The sequence below is a fragment of the Streptomyces violaceorubidus genome, assembly GCF_000717995.1.
GTDB lineage: Bacteria > Actinomycetota > Actinomycetes > Streptomycetales > Streptomycetaceae > Streptomyces > Streptomyces violaceorubidus.
The window spans coordinates 40,635-56,478 of sequence record NZ_JODM01000014.1; the positions used below are offsets into that span (position 1 = coordinate 40,635).

Genomic DNA, 15,844 nt, shown 5'->3' on the forward strand with positions numbered 1-15,844 from the left:
CCCGATGGACCCATGCCGACCTCTCCCACCGCCCGCCCCACGCATCCGCCCACGCTGTGGGCCGCTCGCGGCCGCCATGTCGGCTCCGCGGCCGAGGACACCGTCCTGCTCCGGCTGCGGCGGCTCAAGGACGACCACGTCATCGACGACTTCCTGGAGCCGCCCGACGAACCGGCGGCCGAGGGCCCGCCCGCCGGGGTCCCCGGCCCCCGGATCTTCGAGGCCCGCTGGAAGGCCCCCGGGGCCGTCACCGTGCGGGCCAGACTGATCCTGGAGCCCGGCTCCGCAGGCGGCCAGGACTGGACGCTGCTCGCGGAGGCCGAGGACGCCTGGGACCTCGCCTGGCCCTCCCCCGCCACCGTGTACTGGCCCGACGACCCGGACGTCACCTGGGACCGGGACGCCGCCACGGGGCTGCGGCTGCGGGGCATCAACACGCTGCCCGACGACGACAAGGCGGTGCGCCGGCTGCTCAAGGAGGCCGGGCGCAGCCCGTGGAACATCCACGTCGTCGTGCACGAGGCGATGACCCCGGACCATCGGGGCCGGGTGCCGCTGGCGCAGTGGCTGCCGCCCGGCCTGCGGCACCGGGTGGTCGAGCACCGTGCCGCGCCGCAGCAGTTGCGGGTGGTGAACTGGGCCCTGGAGGACTTCGGCGTCCAGGTGCCGCGCGGCGGCGCGGTGGTGCTGCCCGGCACCCCGGCCCCGGCCGACTACGCCGCCGGTGACTTCTCCGTGCGCACCGTGTTCCTGGACGGCTCCGAGCCCACCGCGCTGATCGCGGCGGTGACGTCGTTCGCCGCGCTGCCCAGGCCGCTGACCGAGGACGCGGTGGCGGCCCTCGGCTCGCTGCGGGAGGACTGGCGGCTGCTGACGCTTCAGGAGGAACTGGAGCGCGAGCGCAGGCTGGTGAAGATGTACGCCGAGGCGCTGGAGGCCATGACCCAGTCCCGCGACCTGTATCGCGAGGCGGCGGAACGCGCGGCCGAGGCCCTCGCCGTGTACCGGGAGTCCGCCGGGGCGGCACCGTCCGGACCGGCCCCGTCCCAGACGCCCCCGTCGTCCCCCCTGCGGAGCCTGACCCGCACCCTGGAGCGGTTCAGGGGCTCCGCACGCCCCGCCCCCCGCGACTCGCCGGAGCCTCCCACGCCCCCGGCGAACGACGACTGACGCCCCCGGATCCCACCGGCCCACCGGCCGGTCCGGCAACCCGGTCGACATCCGACCCGGGGCTCCCCGACGCGCGCCGAGGTCCGGGCGGCCGTCGGACGCCGGGCCCTGCGGGACACCACGGGTGAGGGCCGCTCCGCCCGGCGGGGCACCCCGCGGCCCCACCCGCGACTCCGTCGGACCGCGCCCGGCAGCACGACTGCCCGGCCAACCGTCCGACCACGAGCCCCCGGACCGCACAACGGGCTTCTACCGCCCCTCGGGTACACCGCCCTGCCACGCCGCCCCCGTAGCGGGGCCGGTGCAGGGCGCCTCGGCCGGGTCGGCACCTCGGTCGACATCCAACCCGGGGCCCCCGATGCGCGCCGGGCCCGGCGACCGTCGGACGCCGGACACTGCCGGACACACACCAGCCTCCGCCCGGCGGACAACCTGGGGCCCACGACCACAACCCCGCGGACCGCGCCCCGACCGGACGACTGCCCGCCAACCGCCCGACCACGAGCCCGCCGGGCCGCACAACCGGCCTGTCGCCGCTCGGGCACACCGCCGGGGCGAGGCCGGTGTGGAGCTGCGCCGGGTGAGGGCATCCTCACGTGTCATCCGGCGCGTGGTGGATACGCGGACGGCACCACGAGCACGGCCCGTCCCGGAAGGTCATCGACGCCATGGACAGCCAGCACGACAGCGCCCCCGCTTCCCGCCCACCGGAGTCCTCCCGTTCCCGGACCACGCTCCGCGTCAACGGCACACCGCACACCCTCACCGTCGACCACCGCCGGGTCCTGCTGGACCTCCTGCGGGAGGACCTCGAACTCGCGGGTGCCAAGAAGGGCTGCGACCACGGGCAGTGCGGCGCCTGCACCGTCCTGGTCGACGGGCGGCGCGTCAACAGCTGCCTGCTGTTCGCGGTCGCCCTGGACGGCTGTGAGATCACCACCGTCGAGGGTCTCGCCGGGGACGGCGAGGAGCTCCACCCGGTGCAGCGCGCCTTCCTGGACCGGGACGCCTTCCAGTGCGGCTACTGCACCCCGGGCCAGATCTGCTCCGCGGTCGGCGCGCTCGCCGAGGCCGCCGCCGGGCACCCGTCCCACGTCACCGACCCCGCGGCGCCCTCCGGCGAGCCCGTGACGCTGGACCGGGACGAGATCCGGGAGCGGCTGAGCGGCAACCTGTGCCGGTGCGGCGCCTATCCGCGCATCGCCGACGCGGTCGAGGACGTGATCCCGTGAAGCCCTTCGCCTACGTACGCGCGGACAGCGTCGAGGAGGCCACCGAGGCCTTCGCGGCCCACCCCGGCGCCCGGTACCTCGGGGGCGGCACCAACCTCGTCGACCTGATGAAGCTCGGCGTGGAGGCGCCCGTCGCGCTCGTCGACGTCACCCGGCTGCCACTGGACACCGTGGCGGAACTGCCGGACGGCGGACTGCGGGCCGGGGCGATGGTGCGCAACAGCGACCTCGCGGCCCACCCCGCGGTGCGCGACCGGTATCCCGCGCTGTCCCAGGCACTGCTGGCCGGGGCCTCCGGGCAGTTGCGCAACGCCGCCACCACCGGCGGCAACCTGCTGCAGCGCACCCGCTGCCCCTACTTCCAGGACGTGTCCAAGCCCTGCAACAAGCGGGAGCCCGGCAGCGGCTGCGGCGCGCTGGAGGGCGTGCACCGCGACCATGCGGTGCTCGGCCACTCCGACCAGTGCATCGCCACCCATCCCTCGGACATGGCGGTCGCGCTGGCCGCCCTCGACGCGCGCGTGGAGCTGCACGGCCCCGAGGGCACCCGCAGCGTGCCCGCCGCCGACTTCCACCGGCTCCCCGGGCTGCACCCGGAGCGGGACACGGAGATCCACCCCGGCGAGCTGATCACCGGTGTGGTCCTGCCCGCGGCCACGGCCGGGCTGCCCTCGGCGTACCGCAAGGCCCGCGACCGGGCGTCGTACGCCTTCGCGCTGGCCTCGGTCGCCGTCGTGCTGCACCTCGCGGACGGGGTGGTGGAGCGGGCCGGGATCGCCTTCGGCGCGCTGGCGCACCGGCCCTGGCGGGCCCGGCGGGCCGAGGACGCGCTGCTGGGCGCGGCGCCCACGACGGCGGCGTTCGAACACGCCGTCGACCTGGAGCTGGCCGCGGCCGAACCGCTGCGGGACAACGCCTACAAGGTGCCGCTGGCCCGCCGGCTGGCCCTGGACGTACTGGGCCGGCTCGCCCCGCCGGCCACGACCTGACGACCGAGGCGTCCACGAGGAGGACTCCATGACCGCCACCGATGCCGTCCTGGGCGCGCCCGTCGAGCGCCGGGAGGGGCGGGAGAAGGTCACCGGCACCGCCCGGTACGCCGCCGAGTTCCCGGCGCCGGGAAGGGCCCATGCCTGGCCCGTGCCGGCGACGGTCGTCCGGGGCCGGGTGACGGGCGTCGACACCGCGTCCGCGCTCGCGCTGCCCGGCGTGCTCGCGGTGCTCACGCACGAGAACGCGCCCCGGCTCGGCGTCCCGGACGACCCGACGCTGGCCGTGCTCCAGGACCCGCGCGTACCGCACCGGGGCTGGTTCGTGGGCGTGGTGGTGGCCGAGACGCTGGAGGCGGCCCGCGCCGGAGCCGCCGCCGTCCGGATCACCTACGACACCGAGCCGCACGACGTGACGCTCACCGCCTCGCACTCCGGGGCGTACGTCCCCGAGTCGGCCAACGGCGGCTTCCCGGCCGTCACCGAGCAGGGCGACCCGGACGGCGCCCTCGCCTCCTCGGCGACGCGGCTGGACGTCGAGTACCGGGTGCCGCCGCTGCACAACCACCCGATGGAGCCGCACGCCAGCACGGCCCACTGGGACGGCGACCGGCTGGCCGTGCACTGCTCCAGCCAGGGCACCACGGCGGTGCGGAAGGAACTGGCGCGCCTGTTCGCACTGCCCGAGGACCGGATCACGGTGCGCGCCGAGCACGTGGGCGGCGGGTTCGGATCGAAGGGCACACCGCGTCCCGAGGTGGTGCTGGCCGCGATGGCGGCGCGCGAGACCGGGCGACCGGTGACCCTCGCGCTGCCGCGCCGCTGCCTGCCCGCCGTCGTCGGGCACCGCGCGCCGACCCTGCACCGGCTGCGCCTCGGCGCGGACCGGGGCGGACGGCTCACGTCGCTCGTGCACGAGGTGACGACACACACCTCGCGGGTGAAGGAGTTCGTGGAGCAGGCGGCGGTCCCCGCCCGGGTCATGTACGCCGCTCCCGCCCTGCGCACCGCTCATCGGGTGGCGGCGCTGGACGTGCCCACGCCCTCCTGGATGCGCGCCCCCGGCGAGTGCCCCGGCATGTACGCCCTGGAGTCCGCGATGGACGAACTGGCCGCCGGACTCGGCGTCGACCCGGTGGAGCTGAGGATCCGCAACGAGCCGGAGCGCGAGCCGGACAGCGGACGGCCCTTCAGCAGCAGGCACCTGGTGGAGTGTCTGCGCGAGGGCGCCCGGCGCTTCGGATGGGAGAGCCGTGATCCCCGGCCCCGCTCGCACGAGGCCGGTCCCCTGCTGATCGGCAGCGGGGTGGCCTCGGCCACCTACCCGGTGCTGGTCTCCCCGTGCGTCGCCTCGGCGCGGGCCCTGCCCGACGGCGGGTTCCTGGTGCGGGTCAACGCCACCGACATCGGCACGGGTGCCCGGACGGTGCTCGCGCAGATCGCGGCCGACGCGCTCGGCGCCCGGCTGGACCGGGTGCGGGTGGAGGTCGCCGACAGCGGCATCGGGTTCGCCCCGATGGCCGGTGGTTCCTCGGGCACCGCGTCCTGGGGGTCCGCCGTGCACCAGGCGTGCGTCCGGCTGACCGGCCTGCTGGCGGAGCACTCGGGACCGCTGCCGGACGAGGGGGTCACGGCCGAGGCCGACACCTCGGGGACGGTGGACGCCGAAAGTCCCTTCGCCCGGCACGCGTTCGGCGCCCATTTCGCCGAGGTGGCCGTGGACACCGTCTCCGGCGAGGTGCGGGTGACCCGGCTGCTGGGCGTCTTCGCCGCGGGGCACATCCTCAACGCGCGCACCGCCCGCTCCCAGTTCATCGGGGGCATGACGATGGGCCTGGGCATGGCATTGACCGAGGACAGCACGGTGGACCCGGTGTTCGGCGACTTCGTCGAGCGCGACCTGGCCTCCTACCACGTGCCCGCGCACGCGGACGTCGCGGACGTCGAGGCGCACTGGATCGACGAGGAGGACGACCACCTCAACCCCATGGGCAGCAAGGGGATCGGCGAGATCGGGATCGTGGGCTCGGCGGCGGCGGTGGGCAACGCGGTCCACCACGCCACCGGCATCCGCTTCCGCGAACTGCCGCTCACCCCGGACCGGGTGCTCACCGCCCTGCTCTCGCACGAGCATCCCGCGGGCATGCTGGGCGCCTGACGGCACAGGCGTGGTCCGCGCCGGTTCACCTTCCGGCGCGGACCACGTGCTGTCGGGCAGCGGGCGGTCAGTCCGCGGCGGTGCGGCTCGACACGGTCACGGAACGGGTCGGCCTGCGCCGCGCGGAGGCCGGTACGGCCACGCGCACGCACAGCGCCGTCAGCGCCACGAGCGAGGCGGCCACGGCCACCGCGACCGCGATCCAGAGCGGTGCCAGCGTGAGGTCCGTGACCGGGGACACCCGTGCCGAGGGGGTGGCGCTGCCGTAGAGCTTGGCCGCGGCCAGCGCCGCCGGTCCCACGACCGCGGCGGCGAGCAGCGGTACGGCAGGACGCACGGTCAGCAGCAGGGCGAGCACCAGGCAGAGCGCCGACAGGCCGAGTGCCACGCCGTAGGCCGGTGCGGAGGCGTCGCCGCGGTGCAGCGGGAAGTAGGCCACGCCGCATCCGGCGAGGACCGCGACGGTGAGCCAGGCCGGCCAGGCCGGACCGCGGGCGGCCCGCCGGGCCGCGCGCTCGCGTGCCGCACGGGCCTGGTCGCGGTCGTGCGGGGCACGGGACTCCGTGCGGCGCGCCGCACGGGGTTCCGCACGGTCGCGCGCGGCGCGGGACGCGTCGCGGTCGCGTCCCAAGCGGAACGGCCGGGGCGGCCTGCGGCGTTCCCGGCCGGGGCGGTCCGCCCCGGCCGAAGCGCCGTCGACTGCTGTCGACCGGGCCGCGGGCTCGCCCGGGTCGAGTTCGCCGGCCCCGTCCCGGGCCGACCGCGACCGCCGGGCATCGGGCCGCTCCGCGCGTACGTGTCCGTCCTCGGCGAGCCGGCCGATCAGTTCGACCAGCTCCTCCACGGGCCGGCCGGTGGCGGCGGCGCGCACGGCCTCCTGCCCGCAGCGCGGCTCCAGGGGCGTGCGGTGCAGCAGTGCCATCAGCCGGGTCACGTCCTCCACGGAGCGGCACTCCGCCGCGGCCCGGATGGCCTCGTCCGCGCTGTCGGACGGTCGTGGCGGCCGGGTCAGCAGGCCGACCAGCCGGGTGACGTCCTCGACGGACCGGTTCACGCCGACCGCGCGGAGCGCGTCGACCGTGGCCTGCGCGTAGCGCGGTGACCCCTCCAGCGTCGTGATCAGCTCGACGACCTCGTCCAGCGGCCGGTCGGCGACGGCGGCGCGCACCAGGTCGCCGACGGGGTCGCCGTAGGCGTTCGCCGCACCGTCGGCGGTGCCGGCGTCCAGGTCGTCCCGCGGGTAGGGGGCGGTCTCCGCGTCGGGGGCGGGGAGGTGGGGGTCGGGGTCGAGCTCGGGGAGGTCGGCATCGTCGAAGTCGACGTCCCAGAGGTCTCCCTCCTGCTCGGGCGAGGGCCGGCCGGCGGAAGTCCTGGCCGCGGGTTCCGCGCCCGGTGGTCGCGCCGTGCCGGTGGTCGTGGTCGTCTCGCCGGTGGGCAGATCCACTGCGGATATGGCGTACTCGGGCGAGCGGGGTGATGAAGAGCCGGTGGTCATGATCTCTCCGTGTGGTGGGGGTGCGGCCGCCCTGCGTCCCCGACATGCGACTCGCGCTGTGTGCTGCCATTACTAAGCACCTCCACCACCTCGTGCCACTCCGGTGGGCCACAGGGATGAGAGACCCCCTCACCGAGTCTTGCCGCCACCGGGAGCGGGCATCCGGGTAGGGAGGCGCGTACCGCGCGCCGAAGGAGGGGACCGTGGATACGACCACTGTGATCGTCGTGGCGGTGCTGCTCGCGGCGCTCGTCCTCGCGGCGGCGCTCGCCGTCCTGGTGCGGCTGGTCCGCACCCGGCGGGACCTCAGGCGGGCCGGACTGCCCACGGGCCCGCGCTGGGTCTTCTGGGGCGCCGTCCTCTACCTGGTGCTCCCGACCGACCTCCTGCCCGATCCGGTCTACCTGGACGACATCGGCGTACTGCTCCTGGCCCTGCGCTCCGCGCGCGGGTCCGCGGACGGGCGGCGGGGCACGCTCCCGCCCGGCGATTACGCAGCGTAAGGAAACCATTCACCCGTTCGATTCGTATAAGTCTCTGGAAGCCGAAGGAAGTCGGCGGACCAGGTGACGGTGCACAGGGATCGTCGTCTGATCGGCGCAGCACCGACTAGGGAGAGACGATGCAACCGTTCGCGCTCAACTACGCACGGCCCGCAGTGGAGTTGGAAGCCACCACTCCGTACGTCTATGACTCCGGGCTGCAGTTGAACGTGCTCCTCGACGGGCGGGTGGCCGCCTGCGACCACGCGCTGCTGAGAGAACTGGGGACCACGACCTCCACCGCGGGGTCGAAGACCCACTTCGACGACTGAACACGGGTCGCCGAGAATGACCGTGTTGATCCTGACCAGTGAAGAGGACGTCACCGCTGACATGGTGGTGGTGCACCTGAACGCTTCGGGAGTACCGGTGGTCCGCCTGGACCCCGCCGACCTCACCGACTCCGTGGCCCTGTCCGGCGAGTTCGTGCACGGCTCCTTCAGGGGCCATCTGTCCTCGGGGGGCCGCCTGGTGAGCATCGGCGGGCTGCGGTCCGTCTGGGTGCGCAGGCCGGGCGGCGCGGCCACGCGCGCCGCCGAGCCGTCCGCGTGGCTGACCGAGGAGGCCGGTCAGGCGCTGTACGGCATGCTGCGCGGCTCGGGGGCCCGCTGGATGAACCAGCCCGACGCCGCGCACCGGGCCAGGTACAAGCCCTGGCAGCTGCGTCTCGCCCAGCGGTGCGGCCTGCCCGTGCCGGCGACGCTGATCACGACGTTCCCCCGGGCGGCCCGCGAGTTCGCCGAGCGGTACCCGGATCTGGTGGTCAAGCCCGTCTCGGGCGCCCATCCGCAGGATCCGCCCCTGGCGGTGCCGACCAGCAGGGTGTCGCCCGAGGCCGACTTCTCCGCCGTCGCGCACGGTCCGACCCTGTTGCAACGCCGGGTCGCCAAGCGTGCCGACATCCGGCTGACCGCCGTCGGCGAGGAGTTGCTGGCCGCCCGCAAGACGGCGCTCGCGAGCCTGGACCCCGACGAGGTGGACGTCCGCTTCACGGCGTCGGGCGAGCCGTGGCGGCCTGCCGAGGTGCCGCCGCGCGTCGCCGAGCAGGTGCGCGCCTACCTCCGGGCGGCCGGACTGGCCTACGGCGCGCTCGACTTCGCCGAGGACGGCGACGGTACCTGGTGGTTCCTCGAGTGCAACCAATCCGGGCAGTTCGGCTTCGTCGAGGTGGAGACGGGCCAGCCGATCGCCCGCACCATCGCCGAGTGGCTGGCCCGGCCAGGCGCCGCGGACGCGGTGGAGGCGGGCGGCCCGGACACGGCGGCGGCCGGGTGAGGTTGGGTGCTCCCGTCAGTGCGGGCGCGGGCCGGGCAGCAGGGCGGTGCGCTGCCAGCCGGCGCCCGGGGAGGGCCGGCGCTCGACGCCCGGCAGGTGCCCGGGGGTGCGCAAGGGGCGCATGACCACCTCCAGTTCCCTGCTCACACGCTCGGCGTCCCGCCGCACCTGCTCGGGGACGTCACCGCGTTCGGCGACGAGTCGGTCGTAGATGGGGGAATCCTGGAACACCCGTCAACGTGCCTTTCGTGTCGTCCGCCCCCGTACGGAGGCGCGACTGAGCAGTCTAGGCGCCCGTTCACGCGGTGGTGCGCATTCCGCCAGGATGTGAACGGCGGCTCAGGCCCCGGTCGTGGAGCCGGGCCGGACGATCATGAGGACGGTCACGGCGGCCCACAGCAGGTTGAACAGGCCGGTGAACAGGGCGAGCCGGGCCGTGCGGGCCCGTTCGACGGGCTGTCCGTCGGCCAGTTGGTCGAGCAGCTCCTCCTGGGCCGGCAGGACGAAGGCGGCCAGGAGCCCGGCGGCGACGGCGGTGAGGGTGACGGACGTGATCAGCCAGGCATCCGACAGGACCCCCATCGAGGCGGCGGTGGCGAGGCCGAGGACCGGCACCGCGATGCCGAGACCGGCGTAGACCCGGCAGACGCGGTGCAGCAGCCGGACCGTCCGCACGTCCCCGGCGTCCGCCGCGCCCCCTGCCCCGGCCCCGGCGGACGCGGACACCGGCACCCGGCGGACGGCCGCCGGGAACATGCTGGCCGCGACGGTGACGGGTCCGACGGCGAGGATCGCCGCCAGGACGTGGAGGGACAGCAGAAACGTGCTCATCGGTCGGGGCTCCCGGGAGGCAGGGTCGGTCGATGCGGTGATCGGGACCCACGGTAGGAAGCCGACGGGCGCCGGCACAGCGGCGGAAACGACAGCTTCCAACGGAATCCCGCCAGCGCCTCCACCAGGGGCCGGCCCACTCCACCCGGTCACTCCGAGGAGCACGGCTCGCCCTCCGGCCGCGTCCTCGACGCGCTGCGCCGGGCGGGCGGTGCCAGGGGCTGGCAGGTCCTGCGGCGCGGACCGGGGCCGTCACACGGCCAGGGACAGGCCGCTCTCCCCGTTGGCTTCCGCCGGGGGCGCCTGCGGCGCCGTCCCTCCCTTGGCGAGCAGCAGCGCGTCCGCCTTCGCCACCGCGTCGTGGACGCCGGTCGTCGCCATCATCACGCACAGTGTGTAGCTGACGTCCGCCAGCTCCCGCGCCGTCGCCGGCCGCTGCCGCTCGGCGTGGGCGATCCTCAGCGACGCGTACCGCGTCAGCAACTCCCTGACGACCTTCGGGTCCGGTTCAAGCACGAAGCGCCCCTCTCTCGATTGCGCTTCGTATGCCCGGACCCGGCGGAAGCAATCACCTCCTGTACCTCTCTGCTCCCGGTTGACGGGAATTCGCCGCTTCCGCACCCGTCACCGGGAGGGGTCGCGGCCGCCGCTCAGGCGACCTGGCCGCTGTGCAGCGCGGTGTACGCCCCTCCCCCGGCCAGCAGTTCCTCATGGGTGCCGGTCTCCTGGATCCGGCCGTCGCCCATCACCACGATCCGGTCCGCGCCCCGCACCGTGGACAGCCGGTGCGCCACGACGAACGTGGTGCGCCCGCGCAGCAGCCGGGCCAGCGCCTGCTGGACGAGCGCCTCCGAGCGGGTGTCCAGCGCCGAGGTGGCCTCGTCGAGTATCAGCACCCGAGGGTCCCGGATCAGGGCGCGGGCGATGGCCAGGCGCTGGCGCTGCCCGCCGGACAGCCGCGCCCCGTGCTCCCCGACCAGGGTGTCCAGGCCGCGCGGCAACCGGTCGACGAACTCCAGGGCGTTGGCGTCGCGCAGGGCCCGGCGCACGGTTTCCTCGTCGGCGTCGTCCATGCCGTAGGCGACGTTCTCCCGGATCGTGCCGTCGAACAGGATGGACTCCTGCGGCACCACCGAGACGAAGCGCCGGTAGGTGCGCAGGTCGAGGGTGTTCATGTCGATGCCGTCCAGCAGCAGCCGGCCCGAGGTCGGGCGCAGGAAGCCGATCACCAGGTTGAGCACGGTGGACTTGCCCGCGCCGGACGCGCCCACCAGGGCGATGGTCTCGCCCGGTTCGACGCGGAGGGTGAAGTCGCTGACCGCGGGCCGCCCGTCGCTGTCGTAGAGGTGCTCGACCCCCTCGAAGGTGACGGCTCCGCGCAGCGAGGTCAGCTCCGTCCTGCCCTCGTTGTCCTCCAGTTCGGGGGCCTGGAGCACCTCGCCGACCGAACGGACGGACTCCAGGCCCTTGGTGATGACCGGGGCCAGGCCCGCCAAGGTCGTCGTGGAGTTGGTGAGGGTGGTCAGGAAGGCGCTGAGCATCACGACGTCGCCGGCGGTGACTCCCCAGACGTCGTAGTACGAGACCAGCGCGGCGCCCGCCAGCACCAGGACGCCGACCACGTTGAGCACGACCCAGGACAGCGAGCCGAAGCGCCCGTTGACGAGGTCGAGGCGCATCCCGGAGGTCAGCAGCCGGTCCAGGGTGCCGTCCATGCGGCGCAGCGCCTTGCCCTCCAGGCCGTGGGCGCGGGTGACCGGGATGAGCCGGGTCATCTCCGTGACCCGTGAGGACAGGGTCTCGACCTCGTGGCGGAAGTGCTCGTTGTGGGTGCGCAGCCGGGCACGCAGGCGGGCCACCAGCAGCGAGGCGGCGGGGACGACGACGAGGAAGACCGGCAGGAACTCCGGGGTGCGCACGGCGATGATGACGAGGCCGCCGGTGAGCACGGTGAAGGCGCCGAGCCCGGTCTCGGCGGTCTGCTGCACCATCTGTTCCACCGTCTCCACGTCGCGGACCACCTTGGCCTGCAGGACGCCCGCGCTCACCCGCGAGTGGTAGCCGATGGAGAGCTGCTGCATGCGGGTGCACAGCGCGGACCGCAGTGCGGTGCCCATGCGGCGCACGCTGCCGTACAGGAGTCGGACGTAGAGCAGGTGCAGCGGGTAGTTGACCACCAGGATGAACATGATGATCCCGGTGCTGGTCCACAGGTCCTCGATCGGACCGTGCTGCACGACGGTGTCGATGATGGACGCGGTGATCAGGGGCAGCAGCCAGATGGGGCTGTGCTTGACGGTGAAGACGGCGACCGCGCCGGCCAGGCGGCGGCGGTCGGCGCGGAACAGGTAGACGAGTGTGCGTATCGGGTGTTCGCCCCGGTAGCGGTGATCGAGCGGCTTTTCCATCGACGACGCCATCGGCGTGGTCCTCCTGGTGACCGAGTGGGGCAAGCGCTTACTTCCCGCGCTTTCCTACCCGGTCGGCCGGAAGTACGCCACACCGTTCCGCGCCTCGGAAGGGGGACCCGCGCCTTCTCCCCCGTGGAGGGCGCGGGTCCCGGTCTCCGAGGGCGCGGGGCTCGGTCGCCGAGAGGCGGGCTCAGTCGCCGAGGGTGCGGGCGAGTTCGGTGGTGGCGCGCGTGATCTCGGTGTCGTCCTCGGCCAGCAGCCGCTCGAGACCGTCCCGGCGGGCGCGGACGGCCTGCCGCGCCGCGCGCTCCCAGGCCACCGGGTTCTCACGGTGGTTGAGCAGCTTGGGGTAGGCGGTGGCGGTGGTCTCCCACTGCCGGGCGTCGGCGATGTTCTTGAGCAGCTGGATGATCTGCGCCCGGCAGCTCACCTGGGGCCGCTGCGCCAGCTCCCACAGGAAGGGAACGGTCGCGGCGGTCGCCTGCTCGACGACGAAGCCGTACTGGCAGATGCGCTTGCGCAGGTCGCCGAGGGCGGCGCGGGCGGTCTCGGCGTCGCCCCGGGCCACCTTGCGCAGCAGCCGGGGGATGGCCGCCGCCGAACCGGTGGAGTCCTGGATGTCGCTCCAGGGCACCCCGTCGAGGCCTGCGAGCAGGGTGGTGGTGCGGGGGGAGCCGGGCGACGTCTGACGGTCGGTGCGCTGGATGCTCGGCTCGGGTGTCGGAGCGCTGCGCATGGTGTGGGGCCCTTCCGCGGCAGTCGGGTCAGGTGAGGGGGCGGGTCGACAACGTGGCCCAGACCGTCTTGCCCGCCGGGGGGCGCGGGGTCCAGCCCCACTCCTTGGCGAGGGCGTCGACGATGCACAGGCCGCGTCCGTGCTCCCGGAGTGCGGAGCCGTCGGACGGGTGGAACACGGGCATGTCGTCCCCGGGGTCGGAGACGGTCAGCGTCAGGTCGCCGGAGTCCAGAGCCAGTCCGAGCCTGATCTCCGGTACGCCGGCCGCCGGCGAAGGCACCGCGTGCGTCACGGCGTTGGAGACGAGTTCGGTGACCACCAGGACCGCGTCGTCACCGCGGTGGTCGAGCGACCACCCGCGCAGTGTGTCCCGCGTGAAGCCCCGCGCCCGGGCGAACCCCTCCCCGCTGCACGCGACGCGCAGCGCGGCGGCGGACGGGCGACCGCCGAGGACGGGGCGCCCCGCGTACGGGAGCCCTTCGGAGCGGCTCGTCACTCCTGCCTCCGACACGGGTTCGCCGGGCGACCGGAGCGTTGGATGCGCAGGTGACGGCACAGCATCTCCCTGATGCGACGTCAGGACGGGGCCTCAACCGGGGGGTTGACGCCACGGCTATTATCCACGCTGAGAGCGCTCGCGTGCAATTGCACGAGAAATTGCGCGAAAAAAGTCGGATGGGGGCGCTCGGGGACCGGCACGACTCGGTCCGCTCCCCCGGACAGCAAGGAGACCGCGGTGCCACCAGTGCGCAACGGAGTGCAGGCCAGCCAGTTGAACGCCTGCTGGAAGAAGAGCCGGCACAGCAACGCCGAGGGCAACTGCGTCGAGGTCGCCCTCGTCGACGGAGGCATCGCGATGCGCAACTCCCGCGACCCCGACGGCCCCGCGCTCGTCTACACTCCGGCGGAAGTGGCAGCGTTCCTCGCGGGGGCGAAGGAGGGCGAGTTCGACCACCTGGTGTAGGCCGGGGCGTCGCGGCGGCCCGGAAGCGGAGCCCAACTACCCGATTCCCACGGGCGGATGCGGCGGACACCGACCGGATGAGATAGTGTTTTCTTCAAGTCTGCCGGTCTGCTGGGAGCCAGGATGTCCGCCGCGCCGCATCGCATCTCCCGTCTCGAACCCTACCTGGACCGGGCCGAGCCGGCTCCGACACTCCTCAAGATGCTCGTCGGCGTACAGCTGGCGGGTTTTCGCGAGGATGCCGGCCTCTCCCAGGACCAGGCGGCACGGGAACTGGGCTTCAGTGCCGCGAAGCTCTCGCGCATCGAGTCGGGCAAGGGCCGCAGGCCCCCTTCGGAGAACGACGTCCGCGCCCTGCTCACGCGGTACGGCACCGACGCCTACGAGGCCTCGGTGCTGCTCAAGCTGTTGCAGCGCGCGGGCGAACCGGGCTGGTGGCAGCGGTACGACAAGCGCCTGATGCCCGAGTGGTTCGACCGCCTGGTCGGCCTCCAGGAGGCCGCGGCGACCATCCGGACCTTCGAGATCCAGTACGTCCCCGGGCTGCTCCAGACCGAGGCCTACACACAGGCCGTGGTCGAGCGCGGTCTGCCCAACGCCACCGCGGCCGAGGTCCGGCGCCGCGTCGAACTGCGCAAGCACCGGGCCGCGTTGCTGGACCGCAGGGACGCGCCGCAGCTGTGGGCGATCATCGACGAGTCGGTCCTGCTGCGGGTGCTGGGCAGCCGCGAGGTCATGCGCGAGCAGCTCGACCACCTGGTCACGATGGCGAAGCGGCCCCATGTGACGCTGCAGATCGTGCCGCTGGACGTGACGAACGCGTCGGCGCCCGCGATCCCCATCACCTACCTGCGTTTCGGCGGCGCCGATCTGCCGGACGTGGTCTATCTGGAGCACATCGGGAGCGCCAACTTCCTGGAGGACCGGGACGAGACGGAGCAGTACCGGGTCGCGCTGGACCGGCTGGCCGACGAGGCGCTGACTCCGCGCGCGTCACTGGAGCGGTTGCGCGAGACGATGGCCATGCGCTATCCCGCGCCGTGACGGCACCCACCACGCCACGACGGAGGAGGGGCCACACGCGGTGCGTGTGGCCCCTCCTCCGTCGTGGGTGACCTGCTCGGCTCGTCCCCGGTCAGCGCAGACGGCCCAGACCGCCGAACTCGATCCACTCGTCGGTGAGCTGACGCGGCGCCACCTCGGTGTCCGGACGCCAGGTGGAGACCTCCACCAGACCCGGTTCCAGGATGTCCATGCCCTCGAAGAGGGCCTCGACGTCCTTGGGCTCACGCACCCGGCCCCAGTGGCCCTGCGTCGCCTTGTCCATGAAGTCCGTGACGAACTTCCGCACCTCGGCATCCTCGCTGACCAACTGGCACATCACGGCGAAACTCCCGGGCGCCAGCCGCTCGGTCACCCGGCGGACGACCGCCTTGGGCCCGTCCGTGTCACTGTCCGGAATGCAGTGGAACACCGAGTTGAACAGGACGGCGACCGGCTGCGAGAAGTCGATCAGCCGCTGGGTGTCCGGGTGGGAGAAGATCTCCTCCGTGGCACGCATGTCGGCGTGGATGACGGCGGTCTGGTCGTTCTGGTCGAGCAGGGCCCGGCCGTGGACCAGAACCATCGGGTCGTTGTCGACGTAGACGACGCGCGACTCGGGGGCGACGCGCTGGGCGACCTGGTGCACGTTGTCCTGCGTGGGCAGGCCGGAGCCGTGGTCGAGGAACTGACGTATGCCGTAGTCCTCGGCGAGGACCCGGACGACCCGCTGGAGGAAACGACGGTTGTTCAGTGCCAGCCGACGCGTGCTGGGGACGACCTTGTCGAGTTCGCCCACGGCCGCGCGGTCGGCCGCGTAGTTGTCCTTGCCGCCCAGGTAGAAGTCGTACATACGGGCCGCTGTGGGCACGTTGGCGTCGATCTCCGTGGACAGCTGCTTGTCGGCTTGCATCGTTCCCCCAGCTCCGTACCGGCGCCAACTGGACTGGCATGACAGACAGTACATCCTAAAGACGTAGTGGTCAGCCAAACCAGGGGC

17 protein-coding genes are annotated in these 15,844 nt (G+C 73.6%); 9 read left to right on the forward strand and 8 right to left on the reverse strand.

The features are described 5' to 3' along the window. Positions 1-12 precede the first annotated feature (12 nt). The 4 genes from IE94_RS0118205 to IE94_RS0118220 all read left to right on the forward strand — a co-directional run bounded on the left by IE94_RS0118205 (position 13) and on the right by IE94_RS0118220 (position 5,549). Positions 13-1,170, forward strand: coding sequence for a hypothetical protein (locus tag IE94_RS0118205; protein ID WP_106977901.1), 1,158 nt, complete (start codon positions 13-15; stop codon positions 1,168-1,170). Positions 1,171-1,838: 668 nt separating this feature from the next. Then, entirely contained in the window at positions 1,839-2,402 is a 564-nt protein-coding gene (locus IE94_RS0118210; RefSeq protein WP_030185365.1) for a 2Fe-2S iron-sulfur cluster-binding protein, read from the forward strand. Continuing rightward, positions 2,399-3,391 (forward strand): FAD binding domain-containing protein, encoded by a 993-nt coding sequence (locus IE94_RS0118215; RefSeq protein WP_030185367.1) that lies wholly within the window; start codon positions 2,399-2,401, stop codon positions 3,389-3,391. The genes IE94_RS0118210 and IE94_RS0118215 overlap by 4 nt, the downstream gene beginning before the upstream one ends. A gap of 28 nt (positions 3,392-3,419) precedes the next feature. Beyond that, complete coding sequence (locus tag IE94_RS0118220) at positions 3,420-5,549, forward strand: xanthine dehydrogenase family protein molybdopterin-binding subunit (protein WP_037922936.1); 2,130 nt, start codon at positions 3,420-3,422, stop codon at positions 5,547-5,549. Between the two features lie 67 nt (positions 5,550-5,616). On the opposite strand, the gene IE94_RS35780 is transcribed toward IE94_RS0118220, so the two are convergent. Continuing rightward, positions 5,617-7,044, reverse strand: a complete 1,428-nt coding sequence (locus IE94_RS35780) for a hypothetical protein (RefSeq protein WP_106977903.1) — start codon at positions 7,042-7,044, stop codon at positions 5,617-5,619. 203 nt (positions 7,045-7,247) lie between these two features. Between IE94_RS35780 and IE94_RS0118235 the strand changes: the two genes are divergently transcribed. The 3 genes from IE94_RS0118235 to tgmB all read left to right on the forward strand — a co-directional run bounded on the left by IE94_RS0118235 (position 7,248) and on the right by tgmB (position 8,861). Further along, complete coding sequence (locus tag IE94_RS0118235) at positions 7,248-7,547, forward strand: DUF1232 domain-containing protein (protein WP_030185373.1); 300 nt, start codon at positions 7,248-7,250, stop codon at positions 7,545-7,547. Positions 7,548-7,666: 119 nt separating this feature from the next. Beyond that, complete coding sequence (gene tgmA / locus IE94_RS0118240) at positions 7,667-7,858, forward strand: putative ATP-grasp-modified RiPP (protein WP_003978169.1); 192 nt, start codon at positions 7,667-7,669, stop codon at positions 7,856-7,858. A gap of 16 nt (positions 7,859-7,874) precedes the next feature. Further along, on the forward strand, positions 7,875-8,861 hold the full coding sequence (gene tgmB, locus IE94_RS0118245) for an ATP-grasp ribosomal peptide maturase (RefSeq protein ID WP_030185379.1): 987 nt from the start codon (positions 7,875-7,877) through the stop codon (positions 8,859-8,861). Between the two features lie 15 nt (positions 8,862-8,876). On the opposite strand, the gene IE94_RS0118250 is transcribed toward tgmB, so the two are convergent. The 6 genes from IE94_RS0118250 to IE94_RS0118275 form a co-directional block, all read right to left on the reverse strand. Continuing rightward, positions 8,877-9,092 carry a hypothetical protein gene (locus IE94_RS0118250; protein ID WP_030185381.1) on the reverse strand — a complete coding sequence of 72 codons (216 nt, stop codon included), beginning with the start codon at positions 9,090-9,092 and terminating at the stop codon, positions 8,877-8,879. Between the two features lie 108 nt (positions 9,093-9,200). Further along, positions 9,201-9,692: a membrane protein gene (locus tag IE94_RS0118255; protein ID WP_030185382.1), complete on the reverse strand. Its 492-nt coding sequence runs from the start codon at positions 9,690-9,692 to the stop codon at positions 9,201-9,203. A gap of 252 nt (positions 9,693-9,944) precedes the next feature. Beyond that, positions 9,945-10,208 carry a DUF5133 domain-containing protein gene (locus IE94_RS0118260; RefSeq protein ID WP_030185384.1) on the reverse strand — a complete coding sequence of 88 codons (264 nt, stop codon included), beginning with the start codon at positions 10,206-10,208 and terminating at the stop codon, positions 9,945-9,947. A 134-nt stretch (positions 10,209-10,342) separates the two neighbouring features. Continuing rightward, positions 10,343-12,112, reverse strand: a complete 1,770-nt coding sequence (locus IE94_RS0118265; RefSeq protein WP_030185391.1) for an ABC transporter ATP-binding protein — start codon at positions 12,110-12,112, stop codon at positions 10,343-10,345. Between the two features lie 181 nt (positions 12,113-12,293). After that, the gene (locus IE94_RS0118270; protein ID WP_030185393.1) at positions 12,294-12,839 is read right to left on the reverse strand and encodes a hypothetical protein; all 546 of its coding nucleotides are present in this window, start codon (positions 12,837-12,839) and stop codon (positions 12,294-12,296) included. Positions 12,840-12,867: 28 nt separating this feature from the next. Then, entirely contained in the window at positions 12,868-13,335 is a 468-nt protein-coding gene (locus tag IE94_RS0118275) for an ATP-binding protein (protein ID WP_245235276.1), read from the reverse strand. Positions 13,336-13,575: 240 nt separating this feature from the next. On the opposite strand from IE94_RS0118275, the gene IE94_RS0118280 reads away from it, so the two are divergent. Both IE94_RS0118280 and IE94_RS0118285 read left to right on the forward strand, forming a co-directional pair. Then, on the forward strand, positions 13,576-13,803 hold the full coding sequence (locus IE94_RS0118280) for a DUF397 domain-containing protein (protein WP_030185398.1): 228 nt from the start codon (positions 13,576-13,578) through the stop codon (positions 13,801-13,803). A gap of 123 nt (positions 13,804-13,926) precedes the next feature. Next, entirely contained in the window at positions 13,927-14,847 is a 921-nt protein-coding gene (locus IE94_RS0118285) for a helix-turn-helix domain-containing protein (RefSeq protein ID WP_030185401.1), read from the forward strand. Positions 14,848-14,938: 91 nt separating this feature from the next. On the opposite strand, the gene IE94_RS0118290 is transcribed toward IE94_RS0118285, so the two are convergent. Next, the gene (locus tag IE94_RS0118290; protein WP_030185403.1) at positions 14,939-15,757 is read right to left on the reverse strand and encodes an SAM-dependent methyltransferase; all 819 of its coding nucleotides are present in this window, start codon (positions 15,755-15,757) and stop codon (positions 14,939-14,941) included. Positions 15,758-15,844 lie beyond the last annotated feature (87 nt).

What these genes read in the sequence shown, in the direction of transcription:
- IE94_RS0118205 (WP_106977901.1), top strand. Translation starts at nt 13, where the DNA reads ATGCCGACCTCTCCCACCGCCCGCCCCACGCATCCGCCCACGCTGTGG.
- IE94_RS0118210 (WP_030185365.1), top strand. Translation starts at nt 1,839, where the DNA reads ATGGACAGCCAGCACGACAGCGCCCCCGCTTCCCGCCCACCGGAGTCC.
- IE94_RS0118220 (WP_037922936.1), top strand. Translation starts at nt 3,420, where the DNA reads ATGACCGCCACCGATGCCGTCCTGGGCGCGCCCGTCGAGCGCCGGGAG.
- IE94_RS35780 (WP_106977903.1), bottom strand. Translation starts at nt 7,044, where the DNA reads ATGACCACCGGCTCTTCATCACCCCGCTCGCCCGAGTACGCCATATCC.
- tgmA (WP_003978169.1), top strand. Translation starts at nt 7,667, where the DNA reads ATGCAACCGTTCGCGCTCAACTACGCACGGCCCGCAGTGGAGTTGGAA.
- tgmB (WP_030185379.1), top strand. Translation starts at nt 7,875, where the DNA reads ATGACCGTGTTGATCCTGACCAGTGAAGAGGACGTCACCGCTGACATG.
- IE94_RS0118255 (WP_030185382.1), bottom strand. Translation starts at nt 9,692, where the DNA reads ATGAGCACGTTTCTGCTGTCCCTCCACGTCCTGGCGGCGATCCTCGCC.
- IE94_RS0118265 (WP_030185391.1), bottom strand. Translation starts at nt 12,112, where the DNA reads ATGGCGTCGTCGATGGAAAAGCCGCTCGATCACCGCTACCGGGGCGAA.
- IE94_RS0118270 (WP_030185393.1), bottom strand. Translation starts at nt 12,839, where the DNA reads ATGCGCAGCGCTCCGACACCCGAGCCGAGCATCCAGCGCACCGACCGT.
- IE94_RS0118285 (WP_030185401.1), top strand. Translation starts at nt 13,927, where the DNA reads ATGTCCGCCGCGCCGCATCGCATCTCCCGTCTCGAACCCTACCTGGAC.
- IE94_RS0118290 (WP_030185403.1), bottom strand. Translation starts at nt 15,757, where the DNA reads ATGCAAGCCGACAAGCAGCTGTCCACGGAGATCGACGCCAACGTGCCC.